Genomic DNA, 21,114 nt, shown 5'->3' on the forward strand with positions numbered 1-21,114 from the left:
CCTACGCGGAGGCGGCGTTGGGGCGGGATTAACGGGCGCTGACCAGCTCGCGTTTCATATCGATAATCTGCTGGAAGTCAGCCACGCTGCCCGGGCCGATATGCTGAGTACCGCCCATGGCTTTCACAAAGCAGGCATGGTCGTCGGTATCCAGCTTTTTGATAGCGCTGATGACTTTGGCTTTAAAGTCAGCCGGCAGCGTGTTGCTGACCAGGATTGGCCCGTTGGGGATCAGCGGCGATTGCCAGATGATGCGGATCTGCTTCATCAGATCCGGGTGATCCATACGAATCAGGCGGTTGAAGGCACCGACGCTATAGCCGCTGTTGTAGTCGCCGACCATCGAAGTCCAGGTGACCGCCCCCGCGAACTGGCCGTTCAGCACGCCCAGGATGTCCTGCTCGTGACCGCCAGAGAAGGTCACGCTGGAGAAGAAGTTGTTGTATTTGTTATCTGAAGTGCCGCCGAATTTCTGTTTGAAGGCGTGGTTCGGGATCAGATAGCCGGAAGTGGAGTCCGGATCGGCGAAGCCGAAGGCTTTGCCTTTCAGATCGTCTAACGATTTATACGGGCTGTCGGCTTTGACAATCACCACCGAGTGGTAGCCGCGGGACTGATCTTTATCATCCACGGCGATACCGACAATATCCACCGCTTTCGGGTTATTGATATAAACCGAAGCGTAAGACGAAGGCGACATACTCAGCACGACGTCGACTTTACCGCCCAGCAGACCCTGAATAACGCCGGAATAGTCAGAGGAGTTGCGTAATTTGGTATCGACGTTCAGCTCTTTGTCGAGAAACTGTTTTACACACTGGTTATCACCAATTTGCTGAGTGGCGTTCTGGCCCCCCAGGATCCCCAGGTTTAATTCTTTTGGCTGCTCTGCAGCGCCTGCCTGCCATGCCATCATCATTCCCGCGACCGCGGCGGATATACGAACTGCACCAGTGATGTATTGTTTCATTATCTTGTCCGTGTGAGTGGAAATTAATGCAATTGGCTAATTTCATCCCCGTACAGCTGATGCAGAATATCCTGAGTCAGCTGTAAGGGATGGTCGTCAAAAATAATGTTGCCCTTCGCTACGCCAATAACCCGCGTGCAATACTCTTTCACCAGTTCCACCGAGTGCAGGTTCACCATCACGCTAATGCCCTGTTCGCTGATTTCGCGCAGTACGTTCATGATGCGCTGTGTGTTTTTCGGATCGAGAGAGGCGACCGGCTCATCGGCCAGCAAAATACCGGGGTTCTGCATTAGCGCGCGACAAATCGCCACGCGCTGCATCTGCCCGCCGGAGAGATTTTCGGCCCGCTGCAGGGCATGCGGCAGCATATTCATCCACTCCAGCAGCGAGATGGCGCGCGCCCGGTCGGCGTCAGGGAAGATCTTAAACAGGGATTTCAGCGTTGAAGTCTGGCTCAGTCGGCCCAGCAGCACGTTGGTTAACACGTCAAGACGCGGCACCAGGCAGAAGTCCTGGAAAATCATGCCGCACTTGCTGCGCCAGGCGTTCAGCGCGCGGCCTTTTAGCTTCGCCACATCGTGCGGCATGCCCACTTCCGGGTAACTGAGGATCTCACCACCGGTGGCGCTGTGGGTGCCGTTCAGCACATGCAGCAGGGTCGACTTACCGGCACCAGAACGGCCGATCACCCCCACCAGTTCGCCGGCATGGAGATCAAAACTGATGTTATCGAGTACGGTTTGCTGCGCACTGTAAGACTTATTCAGGTTGCGCACGCTTAAGACTTTCCGCTGCCGGGCGGTATTCGGCTGACCAAAATGCGGATAATCGGTGTCGGTTACCGCGGCAAGAGAACTATTCATAAGAGCGTCCAGATTCATCATTAAACTGGGCACTATTAATGGCGTTTTATGTGATCGTTAGATGACGGTAAGACGAAAAAACGGTGAATGGCGAGATTATTGCGCCGGCGATAGCGCGGGGGAAAAGCGATGGAAGCCGCATCTGGCGCAGCGCGCCAGATGCGCAAAAAGCCCTTTATTCGTCATTCAGCAACGGGCTGACCAGCGCTATGTGGGTTTTGATACCGATGGCCAGGGCATCTTCGTCGATGCGGAAATGCGGATTATGCACGTTCCAGATGGCCCCTTTTTCCTTGTTACCGCAGCCGATAAACAGGAAGGTACCGGGAACCTTTTCCTGATAGGAGGAGAAGTCTTCGCTGCCAAACAGCGCTCGATCCTCCAGCTTCAGGGTCCCCGCCGGGAAGTGGCGTTCGATGGCGGCGCGGGCGATGGCGTTGGTGCTGTCGTGGTTGTGACCGACGGCGTAACCCTGCTGCCAGCGAATGTCGCAGCTCGCGCCGTGGGCGGCGGCAATCCCGTCAATGATGCGCGACATCAGCTGCGGCACCGCTTCGCGGACCTGTTGGTTATGGGTACGCAGCGTGCCGGCCAGGCGGGCGCTGTCAGGGATGACGTTGTAGCTGTCACCGGCCTGGAAGGTGGCGATGGTTAATACCGGCGCCGTACCCGGGTCGATATTGCGCGCTACGATCTGCTGCAATGCCCCGACCATTTCCGCACCGATGGTAACCGGGTCGATACAGTGCTGCGGCATTGAGCCATGACCGCCTTTGCCACGAATGGTGATATCGAAGTTGTCGCTGGAGGCGACGTAGACGCCTTCTTTCAGCGTCAGGGTGCCGACCGGGCTGGTGGGGAAGACGTGCAGACCGAAAATATGCTCCACGTCGTCGACCACCCCCAGCTCCACCAGCTCCCGCGCGCCGCCCGGCGGTACTTCTTCCGCCGGCTGGAAAATAAATTTAATGCTGCCGTGCAGGTTATCGCGCCGCTGGCACAGCACTTTTGCCGCCCCCATCAGCATCGCCGTATGGGCGTCGTGGCCGCAGGCGTGCATCACGCCAGGCACGGTGGAGCAGAAACTCTCGCCGCTCTCCTCCTGCAGCGGCAGGGCATCAATGTCGGCGCGCAGCGCCCACGTCGGCCCCGGATGCGGGCCGCGTAGCACGGCAATCACGCTATTATCCAGCGGGCGGCTAATCTCCAGCCCGGCAAATGACGCCAGCTCGCGGGCGATGTAATCGGCGGTCGGCTTCTCCTGGAAAGAGAGGTCCGGGTGGGCGTGGATGTGGCGACGCCAGCGCAGCGCCTCTTCGGCGGCGGCGGAAATCAGCAGTTCGGTGGCGTGATTCATCAGATTCTCCTTCAATCAGCAACGGGCAGGCCGGCGACGGTTTTGCGTTTCATCAGCGGCAGCACCGCTAGCGCCGAGCAGACCATCGCCAGTGACAGAAACAGGAACGCGCTGGCATAGCTGTGGGTTTTCGCCACCAGATAGCCAATCACGATCGGCGAAACAAAGCCGCCAAGGGTGCCGCCGGTATTAATCAGGCCGATAGCCGAGCCCATGATGTTCTCCGGCAGCCGCTTCATCGGCAGGGTAAAAGCGGTAACGAACGTGGCCATTAAAAATATCTCGCCGACGAACAGCAGCAGGCTGGCGGTCAGCGCCGTCCCGGCATGAAAAATCGCGAAAATGGCGGCGGCGCTAAGCAGGGCACTGACGGCGATCACCAGCGGTTCACGATGAAGAAAATATTTCCCCACCAGCCAGCCGGTTCCCAGCGATGAAACCCAGATCCCGAGGCCGCCGGCGGCCACCACATAGCCTGAAGCTGATAGCGACATCCCCATACTTTGGACGAAGAATTTCGGCAGCCACGCCATCAGGCCGTAGCTGGGAATGTTGACGCAGAATATAGAGATAAACAGCAGGATAACCGTCGGGTTACGCCACAGCGCGCCGCCGGCGGCTGCCTTCTTCGCCGCAGCGGGAGCCGGCGGGCGGCGCGGTACCCGCCAGGCAATGAGGGCGGCAGTGACGCAAACCAGCGCTCCGAGGGCGGCAAAGGAGCGGTGCCAGCCCAGCAGCGACAGGGCGTTCACCGCGATAATCGGCCCGATAGTCATCGCCAGCCCGGCCGAGGAGAGGAGAACTGACTGGGCGAAGGTGCGGTTTTCGACGCTGAAATTACTGACGACCGCTTTTGCGCATGAGCAGGGGTAGCCGGAATGGCCCACCCCTGAGAGAAAGCGAAACAGCAGCAGCAGACCGAAGCTGAGGCCCAGCGCGCCGAAGCAGAGGGCGAAAATCCCCAGCGCCGACAGCGACAGTACCAGCATCGTTTTATAGCCAATCCGGTCGTTCAACCAGCCCGCCGGGACCTGGAACAGGGAGTAGGCGAGGAAAAAGATACCGGTGATGTAGCCCAGCTGTTCGGCGTTAAGGCCAAATTCTTTTTCGATCGGCAGCAGCGCGAAGCCGGTGACGGTTTTATCGATATAAACGAAGACGTAGCCAATAAACAGCAAGAAGATCATTTGAGACTGACTTTTCATTTTTGTTTCCGCCTTTTGTCTCATGAGTGTGTTGTGTGTGCGGGAGACCCCATCCGCATCCTGGGGCTTTACTGCAACGGCGGGAAGATATAATTTTTCTATAGGTGATGCTTTTTTCTGATAGGGGCTGGCGGTGAAATATCTCCCAAAAGTGAGCCATCTGCAGGCGCTAAGGCAGGTGGCGCGCAGCGGCAGCATCCGTTCGGCGGCACGAGAACTGGGCCAGTCGCAGCCGGCGCTCAGCCGGACATTGCGTGAGCTGGAGCAGACCCTCGGCACGCAACTTTTGCTGCGCAGCAAAGAGGGGATCACGCTCACCGAAGCGGGCAGCGCGTTTTCGCAGCGCGCGGAGTGGGTGCTGGAGGAGTTGCGCCGGGCGGCGGACGAGGTTGAACAAATTAATCAGGTGACCCACGGCCGCCTGACGATAGGCTTTTCATCGCTGATCGCGCTGACGGTGTTTCCGGCGGTGGCGGAGGGGTTTAAGCAGGCGTTGCCGCAGATGCTGCTGACGCTAAAAGAGGGGCAGCTCTCTTCCCTGTTGCCCGGGGTGCGCAGCGGCGAAATCGATCTGGCGATCGGTTCGGTGGACCCGATGCGGCCGCCGGAAGGGGTGATGATCGAGCCGCTGTTTACCGCGCCGTTCTGCGTGGTGGCGCGTAAAGGGCATCCGCTGGCGAATGAAAGCGATTTGATGGCCTTACGGCGGGCGAAATGGTTGCTGCCGGAGTCGCCGATGGGCTACTACCAGCAGCTGCAAAACGAGCTGATTCATTTTTATCGCCAGGTGGCGATCACCCCGCTGCGTACGGACTCGGTGATCACCGGCCTCAACATGGTGCTGGAATCGGATTATCTGACCATTGTCGCCCGGGCCATGAGTCACCCGCTCCAGCTCGGGGATAAGCTGGTGACCCTGCCGGTTTCCTCGCTGCCGGCGGCGCAGTATTGCGCCGTGTGGTCGCAGAAATCGGCATTGACCGCGAACGCGCAGCAGTTTCTTACCCGCCTGCGTAGCGCCTGTCAGCGTTACGCCTGGTAAAGCGGCGGTTTGCCAGCAGGCTCAGGCCGCAGCACAGCAGGTAATAGACCGCGCCGGTGAAAACGAAAATCGCCAGCGGGTAGATCTGCACCCGGTTGTTCACCTGGCCGGCGACGGTGGTGAGCTCCGGCACGTTGACGATAAACGCCAGCGAGGTGTCTTTCAGCAGGTTGATAAAAATCCCCACCAGCGACGGCTGCACGTTGCGCAGCGCCTGCGGCAGCAGGATGAAACGCAGCGCTTGCCCGGCAGAAAATCCCTGGGTTCGTGCCGCTTCAAACTGCCCGGCGGACAATGACTGCAGCCCCGCCAGCACCGAATGCATCACCGAGGCGGCGGTAAACCACGCCAGCGCCAGGGTGACCGTCACCGCCCCCGGCAGGTCGCTCCCGGTGAGCATCGGCAGCAGATACCACAGCCAAAAAATGACGAAAATAAGCGGAATACCGCGAATCAGCTCCGCCCACAGGAACAGCAGTCGGCGCACCAGCCCGCCATAACGCCAGGCGGCGCCTGCCAGCAGAATGCCGAGAGGAAGCGCCAGCGCCGCGGCGCCGATCGCCATCATCAGGGTCAACGCCACGCCGCCGGGAATGCCATCCGCCAGCCGTCCCCACAGCAGGTAATCGAGGTTATCGGCGATCACCGCCAGATTAGCGTTCATGCTGCGCGCTCCTGTGCTGGGTTTTGCCCGGGCCAAGACGCGCCAGCGCCATCCCCATCACCACCCCAAGCGCCAGATACAGCACCGTGCCGACGGCGAAGGCCTCCAGCGCGTGGGCGTTATAGCTTTCGATTTGTCGTACCTGGTAGGTCAGTTCGGCAAAGCCGATGCCGCTGGCCAGCGACGAGAGCTTCATCAGGTTCAGATACTGGCCGATGATCGGTTGCCAGGCGTTCGCCAGCCCCTGCGGCAGCAGAATATGACGCAGTTCGCCCCATGGCGTAAAACCTTGCGCAAGAGCGGCTTCGCGCTGACCGTGGCTGACGGCGCGCAGCCCGGAGGCGATCTCTTCTACCAGAAACGCCGAGGTAAACACCCCCAGTCCCCACATCGAGCAGAGAAACTCCGGGGTCAGCCACCAGACGTTACCCGGCAGAATGGACCACGCGTGGTCGTCATTGATGAAATCCCGCGCCGCCAGCGGCAGCAGGTTCCAGGCGGCGAAATACCAGAACAGCAGCTGTACCAGCAGCGGCGTATTGCGAAACAGCGAGACCCAGCAGGCCACCAGCCCGCGGCCCGCTTTACCGCCGCCTAAGCGCAGCGCCAGCAGCACAACGGCCAGCACGGTCGCCAGTATTATTCCGGCGACGCTGACCCACACGGTGGTCAGAAAGCCGGAGATGATCCACTGCAGCGGCTGCCCGCTCAGGACGCCGTGCCAGTCGAGAACCGGGTTCACTCGAGACTCTCCTGGTGCAGCGGATTGAGCACCTTTTGCAGAAAACGCCGCGTGCGGTCGTGCTGTGGCCGGGCGAAAAAGTCCGCCGGCGGCGCCACTTCGAGAATATCGCCGCCGTCGATAAACACCACCCGGTCGGCAATTTCGCGCGCGAACTGCATCTCATGCGTCACGACCACCATGGTAATGCCGCTGTGCGCCAGCTTCTTCATGACCAGCAACACTTCGCCGATCATTTCCGGATCGAGCGCCGAAGTGGGTTCATCGAAAAGAATAATTTGCGGCGACGAGGCGAGGGCGCGGGCAATGGCCACGCGCTGCTGCTGGCCGCCGGAGAGCTGGGACGGCATCTGGCGGGCTTTATCCTCCAGCCCGACCTGTTGCAGCAGCGCCAACGCGCGTTCATGCGCGGCGGTTTTTTCCCAGCCGTGCACGCGCTCCAGCGCCAGGGTGATATTTTCCTGCGCCGTCAGATGGGCATAGAGGTTGAACTGCTGGAAAACAAAACCCACGCGGCTGCGTAGCTGACGCAGCGCACTGTCCGTAAGATGGCGAGTGGGTTTGCCGTCGATCAGAATCTCGCCTGCGCTGAGGGATTCGAGCTGATTGATCAGGCGGATCAGCGTTGATTTCCCCGATCCTGACGGCCCGAGGATCGCCACTACTTCCCCGGGTTCGACCTGCAGATTGATGCCGTTGAGCACCTGATGGTCGCCGTAGCGTTTTGCCGCCTGGCGAAATTCTATACTGGCGCGCTGCAAATGCGAAAAATCCGCGGACGAAGCCGCGGAGCGTGAAAACAGACCCGATAACATATTATTTAGCTTCTATGGTAAACGCACGCGGCTGTGGAGTTTTGGTGGCAGGGCCAAACCAGACATCATAGATTTTGGCGGCCTGGCCCGATTTTTCCAGCTTGACCAGCTCGTCATTGACCGCTTTCAGCAGCGCCGGTTCGCCTTTCTTGACGCCAACGCCGATCTCCTCTTTGCTCAGCAAATCGGGGATGATTTTAAAGTTAGCTTTGTCCGGCGCCTCTGCCAGCAGGCCAGCGAGGATGGTACTGTCCTGGGTGATGGCCTGGACGTTGCCGTTACGCAGGGCGGTCAGCGCCAGCGGAATATCGTCATAGGAGAGCACGCGCGACTGCGGGAAACGCTGATGCAGCGCCTGTTCGCCGGTAGTGCCTTTGACCGCGCCGATCCGCGCTTTGCTGTAGCTGTCGAGCTGGTCCGCTGATTTTGCCGGGACGAGGAACTGCTGGCCGGTGACAAAATACGGTGTAGAAAAATCAATGACCTGTGCGCGTTCCGGGGTGATGGTGATATCGGCGACGATCAGGTCGGCCTTCCCGGATTGCAGCAGCGGAATCCGGTTGGCCGGGTTGGTGGCTACCAGCTCCAGTTTTACCCCAAGCGATTTTGCCAGCGCCTGGGCGAAATCGACATCATAACCCACCAGCTGGTGGGTTTTCGGGTCGACGGAACCAAACGGCGGGTTGGCGTCGAAGGTGGCGACTTTCACCACGCCGGCGGCTTTGATATCCGCCAGCTGGTCTGCCTGAGCCTGTGCGGTCAGCGCCAGAATGCCCAGCGCCAGCGCGATTTTCGTTTTTGCAATGCGCATGATTATTTCCCCTGAATCCCTGTTTTTGTTTTGTGCTTATCACGCTCCCACAAACCGACCGTCTCCGGCAAAGAAGAAAAAGTTCTTATCTATATCAAAAAAGAACTTAGAGAATGCATGGGTATTCCCCGACGTGACCGGCGGGGCAATATGCGCCTTCCGGGATTGAAAACCCGGAATTGATATTTCCAGGCTTGCGCCATCTGTGGTTGAAATACGGTCAGGCAAATCGCTTCCCGACGGAGGAAAAATGAAAGTAGCACTATGGCAACGATTAACGCGCTGGCTGGCTTTTTTATCTAACGGTGAAGCCGGGCAGCAGGATACCCAACGAATGATGGAGGCAATATTGCCAGTCGCCAGCCTTTACGGCGTGGATATCGGCAATGTTGAAACACGGTGGTTCCGTCATGATAAGACATACTGAGCGACGCTGGACGCGTGAAGCCTACTGGAACGAGGTGTGCTTTGTGTAGCGCGAGGCTGCTGGAGGTTGCGGCGAGCGGGATGCCATGCCGCAGCCTCCAGCGGCTTTAAATCTGTTGCATCCCCAGCGGTTTTACCCTGCCATGCAGCGCCGGGTTATCGCTCTCATCCTTAAGACGTACGCCGGTCAGACGACGTAAAAAAGCCTGCTCCAGCAGCCACGCCAGCTTAAAGGCGGCGGCATCATAGCTCAGCCCGTCCGGGCGAATATTCGAAATACAGTTACGCTCCGACTCCAGCCGTTGACGATGCGGTTGCCAGGTCAGATAGACGCCAAGGCTATCCGGTGAAGAGAGCCCCGGCCGCTCGCCGATTAATATCGCCACCGCCCTGGCCTTCAGCGTTTCGCCAATATCATCCCCTAACGCCACTCGGGACTGATGGGCAAGCACGACCGGCGCAAGGCTGATGCCCAGCGTGTGCAGATAGGGCAGCAGCGCGCGAATCAGCGGCAGAGCCTGACGATGCACGGCATACGAGGAGAGCCCGTCGCCAATCACCAGCAGCAGATCCGCCGGCCGCACGCCGCTGGCGGCGAGATCGGCGCGGCTGGCCTCATCCAGTCGGCGCCCGAGATCCGGACGGTTAAGGTAAATATGCCGATCGCCGGCGGCGCTGTGGACCGTGAGCGAGGAGAGCCCCATTGCCGCCAGCTCCGGTTCCAGCTGTTCGCTGTTAAACGGCCGGTGAATCGCGTCCCGGGCTCTGGCATGAGCCAGACCAAAGTTGAGCACTTCGCGCGTGGGCAGGCTGGCGCCGCTGCGCCCCAGCGCAATGCGCGCATCGGTAAATTCACGCAGCGGGTTCCAGGCGTCGGGGGGATTCATACCGGTTCTCCTTGCGGCAGGACGGACAGCAGCGGATGGCGGGCATCGGTCAGACGCAGGGTGCCATCCGGATCGATAATGCGCATTTTTGTCAGCCAGGCGGCAAACTCGGGGGCGTGTTTCAGGCCGAGCAGACGACGGGCGTACAGCGCATCGTGAAAGGAGGTGCTCTGATAGTTGAGCATAATATCGTCCGCGCCCGGCACGCCGATTAAGAAAGTCAGTCCGGCGGTACACAGCAGGGTCAGCAGCGTATCCATATCATCCTGATCCGCTTCGGCGTGGTTGGTGTAGCAGACGTCGCAGCCGATCGGCAGCCCCATCAGCTTGCCGCAGAAGTGATCCTCCAGACCGGCGCGGATGATCTGCTTACCGTCGTAGAGATACTCCGGGCCGATAAAACCGACCACCGTATTGACCAGCAGCGGATCAAAATGGCGGGCAACGGCATAGGCGCGCGCTTCGCAGGTCTGCTGATCGACGCCGTGATGGGCGTTGGCGGAAAGCGCGCTGCCCTGGCCGGTCTCGAAATACATCACGTTGTTGCCGAGGGTGCCGCGATTAAGGCTTAGCGCCGCCTCACGCGCTTCCTGCAGTAAGGCCAGATTAATACCAAAACCGCTGTTGGCCGCCTCGGTCCCTGCCACCGACTGGAACACCAGATCGACCGGCGCGCCGCGCTCAATCAGCTGCAGGGTGTTGGTGACGTGGGTCAGAATGCAGGACTGGGTGGGGATGGCGAAGCGCTGAATAATATCGTCGAGCATATGGTTGAGCTGCGCCAGCACCGGCAGGCTGTCGCTTGCCGGGTTAATGCCGATCACCGCATCGCCCGCGCCGTACAGCAGGCCGTCAAGCATACTGGCAGCAATGCCCTTCATGTCATCCGTCGGGTGATTAGGCTGCAGGCGCACGCTAAGATGTCCCGGTAGCCCGATCGTATTGCGAAAACGAGTTATGACCTGGCACTTGCTGGCGGCGAGGATCAGATCCTGATTGCGCATCAGTTTGCTCACCGCCGCCGCCATTTCCGGCGTTATCGCCCGCGCGACTCGTTGTAGGGTGGCGGTATCGGTGGCGTCATCCAGCAGCCAGTCGCGAAAATCCCCGACCGTCAGGTGGCGAATAGCGGCGAATCCACTGCTATCGTGGGTGTCGATAATCAGCCGGGTGACCTCATCCTGTTCATAGGGGATGAGAGGATTGGCCAGAATTTCGCTCAGCGGGACATCCGCCAGCGCGATTTTTGCCGCCATACGCTCCTCGGCGCTATCGGCGATCACGCCCGCCAGCGCATCGCCGGATCGCGCTGGCGACGCTTTCGCCATCAGCGTTTTCAGACTATCAAAGCGCCAGACCTGGCCCGATAGCGTGGTTTTATACATGCCGCCTCCTCAGGAGACAATGCGCAGCTGTGGGTCCGCCGGCGCGCGTTCGCGGGAGGAGGCGGTTTTGCGAAACCACAGATAGCCTCCCAGCATCATCGCTGCGAAAATCAGCGCCAGCAGCGGGTTGTACCAGACCATCGCCACCAGACAGAGTACCGCCATCGCCAGGGCGAACGCCGGTGCCCACGGGTAGAGCGGCGCGCGGAACGGACGAATCAAATTTGGCTCGCTGCGGCGCAGCTTAAACAGCGCCGCCATCGAGGTGATATACATAACAATAGCGCCAAATACCGACATGGTGACGATACAGGCGGTCAGCGGCATCCCGCTGATGGTAATCAGCGAGTCGGAGAAAATCGCGGCCACGCCAACCACGCCGCCGGCGAGGATCGCCAGATGCGGCGTGCGGGTTCGACGGTTGAGGGTGGCAAGACCGGCAGGGAGATAGCCCGCCCGCGCCAGCGAGTAGATCTGCCGGGAATAGCCCATGATGATGCCGTGAAACGAGGCCACCAGACCGAACAGACCCAGCCACACCAGCATATGCAGCCAGCCGCTGCTGGTGCCGACCACCATTTTCATCGCCTGCGGCAGCGGGTCGTTGATGTTGGCCAGAGTGCGCCAGTCGCCAACGCCGCCGGCAAACACCATCACGCCAATGGCCAGCACGGTGAGGGTCAGAATACCGCCGCCCAGCGCGCGTGGGATGGTACGCTGCGGATCTTTTGCCTCTTCGGCCGCCATCGATGCGCCTTCAATGGCCAGAAAGAACCAGATAGCAAAGGGGATCGCGGCAAACATGCCCGGCAGCGCCAGGCCGCTGAAACTCTCTGCGCCTGCCCAGCCGTTGGCGGTAAAGTGGCTCCATGAGAAGCCCGGCGCCACCACGCCCATAAACACCAGCAGTTCGAAAATCGCCAGCAGGGTGACGATCAGTTCGAAGGTGGCGGCAATGCCGACGCCGAGGATGTTCAGCGTCATAAAGATAACGTAGGCGCCGCAGGCGACCCATTTGGGGTCCAGCGCCGGGAACTGGACGTTAAGATAGGCGCCGATCGCCATGGCAATCGCCGGAGGGGCAAAGACAAACTCAATCAGGGTGGCGAAACCGGCAATAAAGCCACCGGTCGGACCGAATGCGCGGTAGGCGTAAGCGAATGGCCCGCCCGCATGCGGAATGGCGGTGGTCAGCTCGGTAAAGCTAAAGATAAAGGCGCAGTACATGGCGGCAATCGCCAGCGCCACAATCATAAAGCCCAGGGTCCCGGCCTGTGACCAGCCGTAGCTCCAGCCAAAATATTCACCGGAGATGACCAGCCCGACGGCGATCCCCCATAAACGGAAACTGCCGAGCGTTCTTTTTAATGTCGTGGTGTGCCCTGTCATATTCGCTGCCTCGCCAGATGAAGATACGCAGGACGCTGCAAAGAAGATGCCAGGACAGGGCTGGCGTCAGCGCTTCACCCGGCGGCACAAGATGAACAAAAATGGGGCAAGAGGCGGGGCAATCGCGCGACGGGATGGTGCAGCACGCTTTGCTTTTTCGCCATCGGCAGGGTATAACAGACCTTCTTTGGATGTTTAGATGTCCATACGTTTAGAAGGTAATATGCAAACAACACAACAACAAGGTGGGCAGTTAAAGCGCACCATGAAGACACGTCACCTGATTATGCTGTCGCTGGGTGGCGTCATTGGCACAGGGTTATTTTTTAATACCGGTTATATCATCTCCACCACCGGCGCCGCGGGTACGCTGCTGGCCTATCTGATTGGCGCGCTGGTGGTCTGGCTGGTGATGCAGTGTCTGGGCGAGCTGTCGGTGGCGATGCCGGAAACCGGCGCTTTTCACGTTTATGCCGCACGCTATCTCGGTCCGGCGACCGGTTATACCGTGGCGTGGCTCTACTGGCTGACCTGGACGGTGGCGCTGGGTTCAAGTTTTACCGCCGCCGGGTTTTGCATGCAGTACTGGTTTCCGCAGGTGCCGGTGTGGATCTGGTGCGTACTGTTTTGCGCGCTGATCTTTGGCCTTAACGTCATCTCCACACGCTTCTTCGCCGAAGGTGAATTCTGGTTTTCGCTGGTGAAAGTCGTCACCATCATTGCCTTTATTATTCTTGGCGGTGCCGCCATCTTTGGCTTTATTCCTATGCAGGATGGTTCACCGGCGCCGGGTCTGCACAACATCACCGCCGAAGGTTGGTTCCCCCACGGTGGATTGCCGATTCTGATGACCATGGTGGCGGTGAATTTCGCCTTCTCCGGTACTGAGCTTATCGGGATTGCCGCCGGTGAGACGCAAAACCCGCATCAGGTCATCCCGGTCGCTATCCGCACGACCATCGCGCGACTGATTATCTTTTTTATCGGCACCGTTTTTGTGCTGGCGGCGCTGATCCCGATGCAGCAGGCGGGGGTGGAAAAAAGCCCGTTTGTGCTGGTGTTCGAAAAGGTGGGGATCCCCTATGCGGCGGATATTTTTAACTTTGTGATCCTCACGGCCATTCTCTCGGCGGCGAACTCCGGGCTGTATGCTTCCGGGCGGATGCTGTGGTCGCTGTCGAATGAAAAGACGCTACCGGCCTGTTTTGCCAAAGTGAACAACAACGGCGTGCCGCTGATCGCCCTGTCGGTTAGTATGCTGGGCGGCGTACTGGCGCTGTTTTCCAGCGTGGTGGCGCCGGATACGGTCTTTGTCGCGCTGTCGGCTATCTCCGGCTTTGCGGTGGTGGCGGTCTGGCTAAGCATCTGCGCATCGCACTTTATGTTCCGTCGCCGCCACCTCCAGCAGGGGAAAGCGCTGAGCGAACTGCACTATCGCGCCCCGTGGTACCCGCTGGTGCCGGTGCTGGGCTTTATTTTGTGTCTGGTGGCCTGCGTTGGTCTTGCCTTTGACCCCAGCCAGAGAATTGCGCTGTGGTGCGGGATTCCGTTCGTCGCCCTGTGTTATGGTGCGTACTATCTGACTCGTTCACGGGCATTGACCCAGGAGCCTCAACATGTCGCAGAATAATCCGTTAACCGCCATCCTGGAGATCCAGCCCTTTATCTTGCTGGACGGCGCGATGGCGACGGAGCTGGAAGCGCGCGGTTGCAATCTCGCCGACAGCCTGTGGTCGGCGAAAGTGCTGGTCGACAACCCGGAACTTATCCGCGAAGTCCATCTGGATTACTTTCGCGCCGGCGCGCAGGTCGCTATTACCGCCAGCTATCAGGCTACCCCGGCGGGGTTTGCCGCCCGCGGGCTGGATGAAGCGCAGTCGAAGGCGCTGATCGGTAAAAGCGTTGAACTGGCGCGGAAGGCGCGGGAAGCGTATCTGGCGGAGAACCCGCAGGCGGGCACGCTGCTGGTTGCCGGTTCGGTCGGGCCGTACGGCGCGTTCCTGGCGGACGGTTCGGAGTATCGTGGCGATTATGTCCGGAGCCGCGAAGAGTTTCAGGCGTTCCACCGCCCGCGGGTGGAAGCGCTGCTCGACGCCGGGGCCGATCTGCTGGCCTGCGAAACCATGCCCAACTTTACCGAGATTAAGGCGCTGGTGGCGCTGTTGAGTACCTATCCTCGTGCGCGGGCGTGGTTCTCGTTTACCCTGCGCGATGCGCAGCATCTCAGCGACGGAACCCCGCTGCGGGAAGTGATTTCCATACTGGCGAACTACCCGCAGATTGTGGCGCTGGGAATTAACTGTATCGCGCTGGAAGACACCACCGCCGCGCTGGAGCATCTGCATAGCCTGACGGCGCTGCCGCTGGTGGTTTACCCTAACTCCGGTGAGCATTATGACCCGGTGACCAAAACCTGGCATCACCATGGTGAAGCCTGCGCCACCCTGGCGGGTTACTTGCCGCAGTGGCAGGCCGCAGGGGCGAAGCTGATTGGCGGCTGCTGCCGGACGACGCCGAAGGATATTGCGGAGTTGAACGCGCAGCGCTGAGTGGCTGCCGGGTGGCGCTGCGCTTACCCGGCCTACAAGGTATCCGACCTCCAGGTGCGGGGGCGCTGTGCTTACTCGATCTGCAAGCTACACGAACCGTAGGCCGGGTAAGGCGTAAGCCGCCACCCGGCATCAGTTACGCCGCATCGGCCAGCACAAGCATCCGCTACAGGTGGATTTTAAGGTTATCGGGTTGCAAAACCTTGGGCCGGGGGCGCTGCGCTTACCCGACCTGCAAGCTACACGAACCGTAGGCCGGGTAAGGCGCAAGCCGCCACCCGGCATCAGTTACGCCGCATCGGCCAGCACAAGCATCCGCTACAGGTGGATTTCAAGGTTATCGGGTTGCAAAACCTTGGGCCGGGGGCGCTGTGCTTACCCAGCCTGCAAGGTACACGAGCCGTAGTACACGAACCGTAGGCCGGGTAAGGCGTAAGCCGCCACCCGGCGTCAGTTACGCCGCATCGGCTAATACAAACATCCCGTATGGGTGGATTTCGAGGTAATACTGCTCGCCGACATCCGGCTGCAGCCGCGTCGCATTCACCTGCAGCAAGATTTCCTGCCCGTGCCACTCCACCGTCACCTCATACTGCGGCCCCATATAGGCCACGTGGCGGATGGTACAGCGCTGGCTCTCCTCGCCGCGATCGCTCAGGGTAATCGCCTCCGGACGTACGCCGACGCTGCCTTCGCCCTCGGCGGCGAAATGCAGCGGTCTCGGCAGCCGATAGCCATAAATATCGACAAAATCCTCGCTGAAGGCGGCCGGGAACAGGTTGGCGTCGCCCATAAAGCTCGCCATAAAGCGCGACGCGGGCTGGCGGTAAAGATCCTGCGGCGAGCCGATCTGCATGATATGGCCCTTGTTCATCACCAGCACGGTATCGGAAACCGCAAAGGCTTCGCTCTGATCGTGGGTCACGTACAGCGAGGTGATATCAAACTGCTTTTGCAGCTCGCGGATCTTATCGCGCATGCTGCGCCTGAGGTTGGCGTCGAGGTTGCTCAGCGGTTCGTCAAACAGCAGCACCTTCGGCTTGAGGATCAGGGCGCGCGCCAGCGCCACGCGCTGCTGCTGACCGCCGGAGATCTGATCGACATAGCGGTCTTCAAATCCTTCCAGATCCACCATCGCCAGCGCCTCTTTCACCCGCGCTTTCACGTCGCTGCGCGACACGCCAAGCATCTTCAGACCGTAGCCGACGTTATCCCCCAGCGACATGTGCGGAAACAGGGCGTAAGACTGAAACACCATGCAGATGTCGCGCTGCTGAATCGAGCGATGGGTAACGTCCTCGCCATCAATGAAAATCTGCCCTGCGCTCGGTTTTTCCAGCCCGGCCACCAGGCGCAGAATGGTCGTTTTGCCGCAGCCGGAAGGGCCGAGCAGCGTCACCATTTGCCCCTGCGGAATGGTGAGATTGATATTGTCGATAACCCTGTTGCTGCCGAATTGCTTGGTGACATTGCGCAGCTCAACAAAATTTTTCTGACTCATAGTGCGCTCCATTATGCCTGGTTTTTGGCTTTTGACCGGGAGATACGCGCTTCCCCGATCAGCCAGTCAAAGATGAAAATAATCGCCAGCATCACTACGATCAGAATCGAACCGTAGGCGATCGCCACGCCGTATTCGCCGTCTTCCACCCGGTTGAGGATATAGGCGGTCGCGACGCGGGTGTCCGGGGTCACGAGGAACACAATGGCGCTGACGGTGGTAATGGCGCGCACAAAGCTGTAGATCAGCGCCGAGAGGATCGCCGGGCGCAGCAGCGGCAGCAGAATATGCGTAATGGTGCGTAGGCTTCCGGCGCGCAGGCTGAGCGAGGCTTCATCCAGCGATTTGTCGATCTGGCCTAAACCGGCAATGCCTGCCCGAATGCCAACCGGCACGTTACGCATCACCATCGACATAATCACAATCGCCGCCGTTCCGGTGAGGTACACCGGCGCGCTGTTAAAGGCGAGAATATAGGAGACGCCCGCCACGGAGCCCGGCACCGCGAAGCACAGCATGGTGGTGAACTCGATGGTCTTTTTACCTTTAAACTGCTGGCGCACCACAACCCAGGCGATCAGCAGGCCGAAAGCGGCGGTAATCGGCGCGGCGATCCCGGCGTACAGCAGGGTGTCGAGCAGCGAAGGCCACGCCCCGTCGCTCATTCCCTGGCCGAACAACTTGATAAAATTATCCAGCGTCAGGGTGTAGTCCACGCCCCAGTTGACGGTAAAGCTGCCGTAGAAAATGCTGCCGTAGAGCAGGGCGTTGAAGGCTACCCACACCGCCAGAATGGCGATCACGCTCCACACCAGGGTCACCGGCAGCGGCTGCACGTCGCCGCGATAGGACTTACCGGAGACCGTGACGTAGGAGCGCTTGCCGATCCACATATACTGAATACAGAACACCAGCAGGGAGAACAGCAGCAGGAACGCGCCCAGCGTGCTCGCCGCCTGATAATCGAGCTGCGAACCGGTGATGTAGAAGTAGATCTGCGTTGCCAGCACGTCGAAGTTGCCGCCGAGCACCAGCGGGTTGCTGAAGTCGGCCAGCGACTGGACGATGACGATTAAAAACGCGTTCGCCAGCGCCGGTTTCAGCAGCGGGACGAAGACGCCGTTAAAGGTCTGCCAGCGGCTGGCGCGCAGGGTGTACGACGCCTCCTCCAGCGACGGATGGATAGTCTTAATCGCCCCGTCGAGGATCATAAACGCCATGGGAGTGAAGGCCAGCACCTGCGCCAGCCAGATGCCGGTAAACCCGTACAGCCAGTTGGTGTTGGTTAAGCCGAACCACTCCACCATAAACTCGGTGACATAGCCGGAACGGCCCATCATCAGGGTTACGCCGAGGCCGACGACGAACGGCGGGGTGACGATGGGCAGAATCGAGAAGATACGACCAATAACGGCGCTGCGCCTGGCGATGCGGGTGGTGTAAATCGCCAGTACCAGACCGAAGAAAGTGCAACCGATGCCTACCGCAATCGACAGGGCGATGGAGTTGAGGATCACCTGGACAATATGCGCCTGCGACAGCACGGTCATAAACGCCAGCGGGGCAAACTCGCCGGCGTCGTTGGTGAACATCGGGATGAAAATAGCGATGCTCGGCCAGACGATAAAGACGCCAATTAACGCCACGATGGTGACCAGCGAACCAATCACAAAGCGGTCGCCGCCCAGCCATTCAAGGCGGGTGAGCGCCAGCGTCATGATGGCGCCCAGCGCGGCAAACAGCACGATGGTGGCGTAGCCTAACCCACGACCTTCAACGGTGGCGCTGATGACGATAAACGCCATGCATAATAACGCCCAGCCCGCGTCGAGGTAGTGGCGGCTGCGCTGCTCCCGCGCGGCTTCCTGCCAGGGACGAATCAGCAGCAGGCTCGGCAACAGATACCAGAGCCAGCTGATATTGAACTGTGACCAGCCGTAGGCCGCGAGGATTTCATCGCTCGTGGACTCCAGCAGACCGTAATCCAGGCTCCAGCTCGGCAGCAGGGCGAACGCCAGCCAGCCGAATAAAACCCAAAGGAATATCGCATCCCGTTTTTTCACGGGATGGAGTGCAAGTGTGTGTGACATAGCGGTTCCGGTGTTGAGGAAGTTGAAGGCCGGGTCAGGCGAAGCCGCCGCCCGGCATTAACCGCAAGAGTGGGCTTATTTGCCCATCTTCACTTCGCTGACCCATTTATTGATCAGCGCTTTACGCACGTCCGTTGAGCCGTATTTATCCATGTCGTAGTTGATGAGCTTCAGGTCGTCGAGCTTCAGCGAGTTCGGCGAGGTTTCGGCGGTGGTGTTGGTCAGGATCTGATAAGACTTGCCTTTTTTCCACGCCAGCTCCTGGGCCTCTTTCGACAGCACCCAGTCGACAAACAGTTTGGCGTTGTCGAGGTTGCGCGCGCCCTTCAGAATGCTGACGCCGCCAATTTCATAGCCGGTGCCTTCGCAGGGGGAGATCAGCTCCAGCGGTGCGCCCTGTTCTTTTTCCAGCGAGTAGTCGTGCAGGAAGCCGATGCCAATGGCCGTTTCACCGCGGGCGGCGTTACGCGCCGGGGCGATACCGGATTTGGTGTACTGAGAGACGTTGGCGTTGAGCTGTTTCAGGTAATCAAAGGCCTGATCTTCTCCCCACAGCTGGGCGAAGGTCGCCAGCGCGGTATAGGCGGTGCCGGAGCTTTGCGGGTCGGCGATCTGGATTTCGCCTTTGTATTCCGGTTTGGTCAGATCCTTCCAGCATTTTGGCACCGGCAGATTTTTCTCTTTCAGGCGCTGGGTATTGACGCCGAAGCCGAGGATGCCGACGTACACCGCCGAAGAGTAGTTGCCTTTCAGCTTCGCCGGATCGCGGAACTGCTCCATCACCTGCGTAAGATTCGGCGACTTATAGGGTTGCAGCAGGCCCATTTCACCGGCCTGGGACTGCGGATCGAGGGTACCGCCGTACCAGACATCGGCCTGCGGGTTTTTCTTCTCGGCATCGACCTTCGCTAGCGTGCTGCCGGAACCGTTGCGAATAAACGAGGTTTTGACATCATATTTGTCGCCGAAGGCTTTGGTTTCGGCTTCACACATTTCGTTGGTGGCGCTGCAATAGACCACCAGTCGACCTTTGGCGTGCGCCGCGCCGCTTAGCGTCGCCAGCGCAATGCCGGAAGCAATCAGGGTAGTGACCAGCGTTTTTTTCATTATTTTATCCTTTGAGCAGCAGAGGTAGTCATGCTCGCCATCAGCAGCGGCATCAGTAATAAACCCATCAGTACCGCGGCGACCGAAAGCAAACTGAACATGCCCGGCCAGCCGTAGCGTTCAATGACCAGCGACAGAGGCCAGCCCGCCAGCGCTGCCCCCAGATAGGCGAACAGGCCGAGAAAACCCGTAATCGAACCCGCCGCCGCTTTGTGTCCGCACTCCACCGCGGCGAGGCCAATCAACATTTGCGGGCCAAAAACGAAGAAGCCCACCGTAAAGAAACAGACCGCCAGCAGCGCGTAGTGATGCACCGGGGCCAGCCAGAGGGCGGCGACGGAGACCATCAGTCCCAGCGTGAACAGCAAAATCATCGGCGCCCGCTGGCCGCTGAACAGCAGATCCGAGCCCCAACCGGCGAACAGCGCGCCAAGCAGTCCGCCCGCTTCAAACAACATGACCGTGGCATTGGCGCTGAGCAAATTGACGCCGTGGCTCTCCGTCAGCCAGATGTTGCCCCAGTCGTTGAGCGCAATGCGGATCAGGTAGACCAGCACGTAAGAGACGCCCAGCAGCCAGATCATTGAGTTCTGCAACATCGTGGTACGCAACATCTGCCATAGCCCCATCGGCGGGCTTTGCTGCTCCTGGCGCAGCTCCAGCGGATCCTGACGCCAGGCGCCAACTGACGGCAGTCCCTCTTCCTGAGGCGTCCCTTTCAGCTGCAGCGTTAACCAGATCCCCAACGCCATGCTGATAATCCCCGGTGTCAGCATCGCCGACTGCCAGCCCCACCAGTGGGCGGCAAAGGCGCTAATCAGAGGGATAATCGCCCCACCGATATTGATCGACATATTCCAGCACCCCCACCAGAAACCGCGTTCGTTGCGCGAATACCAGTGGGTCAGCAGGCGGGCGCAGGGGGGCCAGCCCCAGCCCTGGAAAAATCCGTTCAGCGACCAGACCGCCAGCAGCAGCGTCAGCGACTCGCCAAAGGCGAAGACCACGTTCAGCAGGCCGGTAGTGAACAGGCCAACGCCCATAAACCAGCGCTGCCCGTGGCAGTCGTGCCACAGCCCGGCGGTAAACTTCGACAGCCCATAGGTCAGGTAAAACAGCGACCCCAGCAGGCCGATATCGCCTTTATCCAGCCCCAGATCCGTTTGCAGCGCTGGCAGCACGTAGTTGACGCTTTTGCGCGTCAGGTAAAACGCGGCATAGCCGATCACCATGTACATCAGCAGCTGTGGACGCAGCGTCCGGTAATGTTGGTTGATGTCAGTTGCTGAGCGTGCGTACATAGCCGTC

Annotated in this window: 19 protein-coding genes; 4 read left to right on the plus strand and 15 right to left on the minus strand. The window is 59.8% G+C overall.

Annotation, left to right across the window (positions count from 1 at the left end; genetic code table 11):
• Window positions 1–28 precede the first annotated feature (28 nt).
• The 4 genes from phnD to MC50_RS13715 form a co-directional block, all read right to left on the minus strand.
• Window positions 29–970 carry a phosphonate ABC transporter substrate-binding protein gene (gene phnD, locus MC50_RS13700; RefSeq protein WP_046853050.1) on the minus strand — a complete coding sequence of 314 codons (942 nt, stop codon included), beginning with the start codon at window positions 968–970 and terminating at the stop codon, window positions 29–31.
• 23 nt (window positions 971–993) lie between these two features.
• Entirely contained in the window at window positions 994–1,836 is an 843-nt protein-coding gene (gene phnC / locus MC50_RS13705; RefSeq protein WP_032689391.1) for a phosphonate ABC transporter ATP-binding protein, read from the minus strand.
• 175 nt (window positions 1,837–2,011) lie between these two features.
• Complete coding sequence (locus tag MC50_RS13710; protein ID WP_046853049.1) at window positions 2,012–3,193, minus strand: amidohydrolase; 1,182 nt, start codon at window positions 3,191–3,193, stop codon at window positions 2,012–2,014.
• An 11-nt stretch (window positions 3,194–3,204) separates the two neighbouring features.
• A complete protein-coding gene (locus tag MC50_RS13715; RefSeq protein WP_032700716.1) occupies window positions 3,205–4,398 on the minus strand; it encodes an MFS transporter in 1,194 nt (397 codons plus the stop codon).
• A 133-nt stretch (window positions 4,399–4,531) separates the two neighbouring features.
• On the opposite strand from MC50_RS13715, the gene MC50_RS13720 reads away from it, so the two are divergent.
• Window positions 4,532–5,440, plus strand: a complete 909-nt coding sequence (locus MC50_RS13720) for a LysR substrate-binding domain-containing protein (protein WP_032689327.1) — start codon at window positions 4,532–4,534, stop codon at window positions 5,438–5,440.
• Here MC50_RS13720 and MC50_RS13725 read toward each other — a convergent pair.
• Genes MC50_RS13725 through MC50_RS13740 form a run of 4 tightly spaced genes read right to left on the minus strand, consistent with a single transcriptional unit; the run spans window position 5,400 to window position 8,472 of the window.
• Window positions 5,400–6,104 (minus strand): amino acid ABC transporter permease, encoded by a 705-nt coding sequence (locus MC50_RS13725; RefSeq protein WP_032689326.1) that lies wholly within the window; start codon window positions 6,102–6,104, stop codon window positions 5,400–5,402. The two genes, MC50_RS13720 and MC50_RS13725, sit on opposite strands and share 41 nt — an antisense overlap.
• Window positions 6,094–6,846 carry an amino acid ABC transporter permease gene (locus MC50_RS13730; protein WP_032689325.1) on the minus strand — a complete coding sequence of 251 codons (753 nt, stop codon included), beginning with the start codon at window positions 6,844–6,846 and terminating at the stop codon, window positions 6,094–6,096. The genes MC50_RS13725 and MC50_RS13730 overlap by 11 nt, the downstream gene beginning before the upstream one ends.
• Window positions 6,843–7,661 carry an amino acid ABC transporter ATP-binding protein gene (locus MC50_RS13735; RefSeq protein WP_032696583.1) on the minus strand — a complete coding sequence of 273 codons (819 nt, stop codon included), beginning with the start codon at window positions 7,659–7,661 and terminating at the stop codon, window positions 6,843–6,845. The genes MC50_RS13730 and MC50_RS13735 overlap by 4 nt, the downstream gene beginning before the upstream one ends.
• A gap of 1 nt (window position 7,662) precedes the next feature.
• Window positions 7,663–8,472: an ABC transporter substrate-binding protein gene (locus tag MC50_RS13740; RefSeq protein WP_032696582.1), complete on the minus strand. Its 810-nt coding sequence runs from the start codon at window positions 8,470–8,472 to the stop codon at window positions 7,663–7,665.
• 250 nt (window positions 8,473–8,722) lie between these two features.
• Here MC50_RS13740 and MC50_RS13745 point away from each other — a divergent pair, with 250 nt between their 5' ends.
• Entirely contained in the window at window positions 8,723–8,899 is a 177-nt protein-coding gene (locus MC50_RS13745; protein ID WP_015585065.1) for a hypothetical protein, read from the plus strand.
• Between the two features lie 106 nt (window positions 8,900–9,005).
• Here MC50_RS13745 and eutC read toward each other — a convergent pair whose 3' ends face one another.
• Genes eutC through eat form a run of 3 tightly spaced genes read right to left on the minus strand, consistent with a single transcriptional unit; the run spans window position 9,006 to window position 12,559 of the window.
• Window positions 9,006–9,785 (minus strand): ethanolamine ammonia-lyase subunit EutC, encoded by a 780-nt coding sequence (gene eutC / locus MC50_RS13750; RefSeq protein WP_032696581.1) that lies wholly within the window; start codon window positions 9,783–9,785, stop codon window positions 9,006–9,008.
• Window positions 9,782–11,170, minus strand: a complete 1,389-nt coding sequence (locus MC50_RS13755) for an ethanolamine ammonia-lyase subunit EutB (RefSeq protein WP_046853045.1) — start codon at window positions 11,168–11,170, stop codon at window positions 9,782–9,784. Before MC50_RS13755 ends, eutC begins: the two co-directional genes overlap by 4 nt.
• 9 nt (window positions 11,171–11,179) lie before the next feature.
• Window positions 11,180–12,559, minus strand: a complete 1,380-nt coding sequence (gene eat / locus MC50_RS13760; protein WP_032689316.1) for an ethanolamine permease — start codon at window positions 12,557–12,559, stop codon at window positions 11,180–11,182.
• A gap of 223 nt (window positions 12,560–12,782) precedes the next feature.
• Here eat and mmuP point away from each other — a divergent pair, with 223 nt between their 5' ends.
• On the plus strand, window positions 12,783–14,189 hold the full coding sequence (gene mmuP, locus MC50_RS13765) for an S-methylmethionine permease (protein ID WP_032689315.1): 1,407 nt from the start codon (window positions 12,783–12,785) through the stop codon (window positions 14,187–14,189).
• The gene (gene mmuM, locus MC50_RS13770) at window positions 14,176–15,108 is read left to right on the plus strand and encodes a homocysteine S-methyltransferase (protein ID WP_047664161.1); all 933 of its coding nucleotides are present in this window, start codon (window positions 14,176–14,178) and stop codon (window positions 15,106–15,108) included. Before mmuP ends, mmuM begins: the two co-directional genes overlap by 14 nt.
• Before the next feature lie 454 nt (window positions 15,109–15,562).
• Here mmuM and fbpC read toward each other — a convergent pair whose 3' ends face one another.
• The 4 genes from fbpC to uhpC form a co-directional block, all read right to left on the minus strand.
• Window positions 15,563–16,609 (minus strand): ferric ABC transporter ATP-binding protein, encoded by a 1,047-nt coding sequence (fbpC, locus tag MC50_RS13775; RefSeq protein ID WP_032689313.1) that lies wholly within the window; start codon window positions 16,607–16,609, stop codon window positions 15,563–15,565.
• Between the two features lie 11 nt (window positions 16,610–16,620).
• Complete coding sequence (locus MC50_RS13780; RefSeq protein ID WP_047664163.1) at window positions 16,621–18,699, minus strand: ABC transporter permease; 2,079 nt, start codon at window positions 18,697–18,699, stop codon at window positions 16,621–16,623.
• Window positions 18,700–18,774: 75 nt separating this feature from the next.
• Window positions 18,775–19,806: an ABC transporter substrate-binding protein gene (locus MC50_RS13785; RefSeq protein WP_032696577.1), complete on the minus strand. Its 1,032-nt coding sequence runs from the start codon at window positions 19,804–19,806 to the stop codon at window positions 18,775–18,777.
• Window positions 19,806–21,107 carry an MFS transporter family glucose-6-phosphate receptor UhpC gene (uhpC, locus tag MC50_RS13790; protein WP_032689310.1) on the minus strand — a complete coding sequence of 434 codons (1,302 nt, stop codon included), beginning with the start codon at window positions 21,105–21,107 and terminating at the stop codon, window positions 19,806–19,808. Before uhpC ends, MC50_RS13785 begins: the two co-directional genes overlap by 1 nt.
• Window positions 21,108–21,114 lie beyond the last annotated feature (7 nt).

This window comes from Klebsiella planticola, assembly GCF_000783935.2.
Taxonomy (GTDB): Bacteria; Pseudomonadota; Gammaproteobacteria; order Enterobacterales; family Enterobacteriaceae; genus Klebsiella; species Klebsiella planticola.

Coding starts and splice junctions, on each gene's coding strand:
- phnD (WP_046853050.1), bottom strand. CDS start 970: ATGAAACAATACATCACTGGTGCAGTTCGTATATCCGCCGCGGTCGCG.
- phnC (WP_032689391.1), bottom strand. CDS start 1,836: ATGAATAGTTCTCTTGCCGCGGTAACCGACACCGATTATCCGCATTTT.
- MC50_RS13710 (WP_046853049.1), bottom strand. CDS start 3,193: ATGAATCACGCCACCGAACTGCTGATTTCCGCCGCCGCCGAAGAGGCG.
- MC50_RS13715 (WP_032700716.1), bottom strand. CDS start 4,398: ATGAAAAGTCAGTCTCAAATGATCTTCTTGCTGTTTATTGGCTACGTC.
- MC50_RS13725 (WP_032689326.1), bottom strand. CDS start 6,104: ATGAACGCTAATCTGGCGGTGATCGCCGATAACCTCGATTACCTGCTG.
- MC50_RS13735 (WP_032696583.1), bottom strand. CDS start 7,661: ATGTTATCGGGTCTGTTTTCACGCTCCGCGGCTTCGTCCGCGGATTTT.
- MC50_RS13740 (WP_032696582.1), bottom strand. CDS start 8,472: ATGCGCATTGCAAAAACGAAAATCGCGCTGGCGCTGGGCATTCTGGCG.
- MC50_RS13745 (WP_015585065.1), top strand. CDS start 8,723: ATGAAAGTAGCACTATGGCAACGATTAACGCGCTGGCTGGCTTTTTTA.
- eutC (WP_032696581.1), bottom strand. CDS start 9,785: ATGAATCCCCCCGACGCCTGGAACCCGCTGCGTGAATTTACCGATGCG.
- MC50_RS13755 (WP_046853045.1), bottom strand. CDS start 11,170: ATGTATAAAACCACGCTATCGGGCCAGGTCTGGCGCTTTGATAGTCTG.
- eat (WP_032689316.1), bottom strand. CDS start 12,559: ATGACAGGGCACACCACGACATTAAAAAGAACGCTCGGCAGTTTCCGT.
- mmuP (WP_032689315.1), top strand. CDS start 12,783: ATGCAAACAACACAACAACAAGGTGGGCAGTTAAAGCGCACCATGAAG.
- mmuM (WP_047664161.1), top strand. CDS start 14,176: ATGTCGCAGAATAATCCGTTAACCGCCATCCTGGAGATCCAGCCCTTT.
- fbpC (WP_032689313.1), bottom strand. CDS start 16,609: ATGAGTCAGAAAAATTTTGTTGAGCTGCGCAATGTCACCAAGCAATTC.
- MC50_RS13780 (WP_047664163.1), bottom strand. CDS start 18,699: ATGTCACACACACTTGCACTCCATCCCGTGAAAAAACGGGATGCGATA.
- MC50_RS13785 (WP_032696577.1), bottom strand. CDS start 19,806: ATGAAAAAAACGCTGGTCACTACCCTGATTGCTTCCGGCATTGCGCTG.
- uhpC (WP_032689310.1), bottom strand. CDS start 21,107: ATGTACGCACGCTCAGCAACTGACATCAACCAACATTACCGGACGCTG.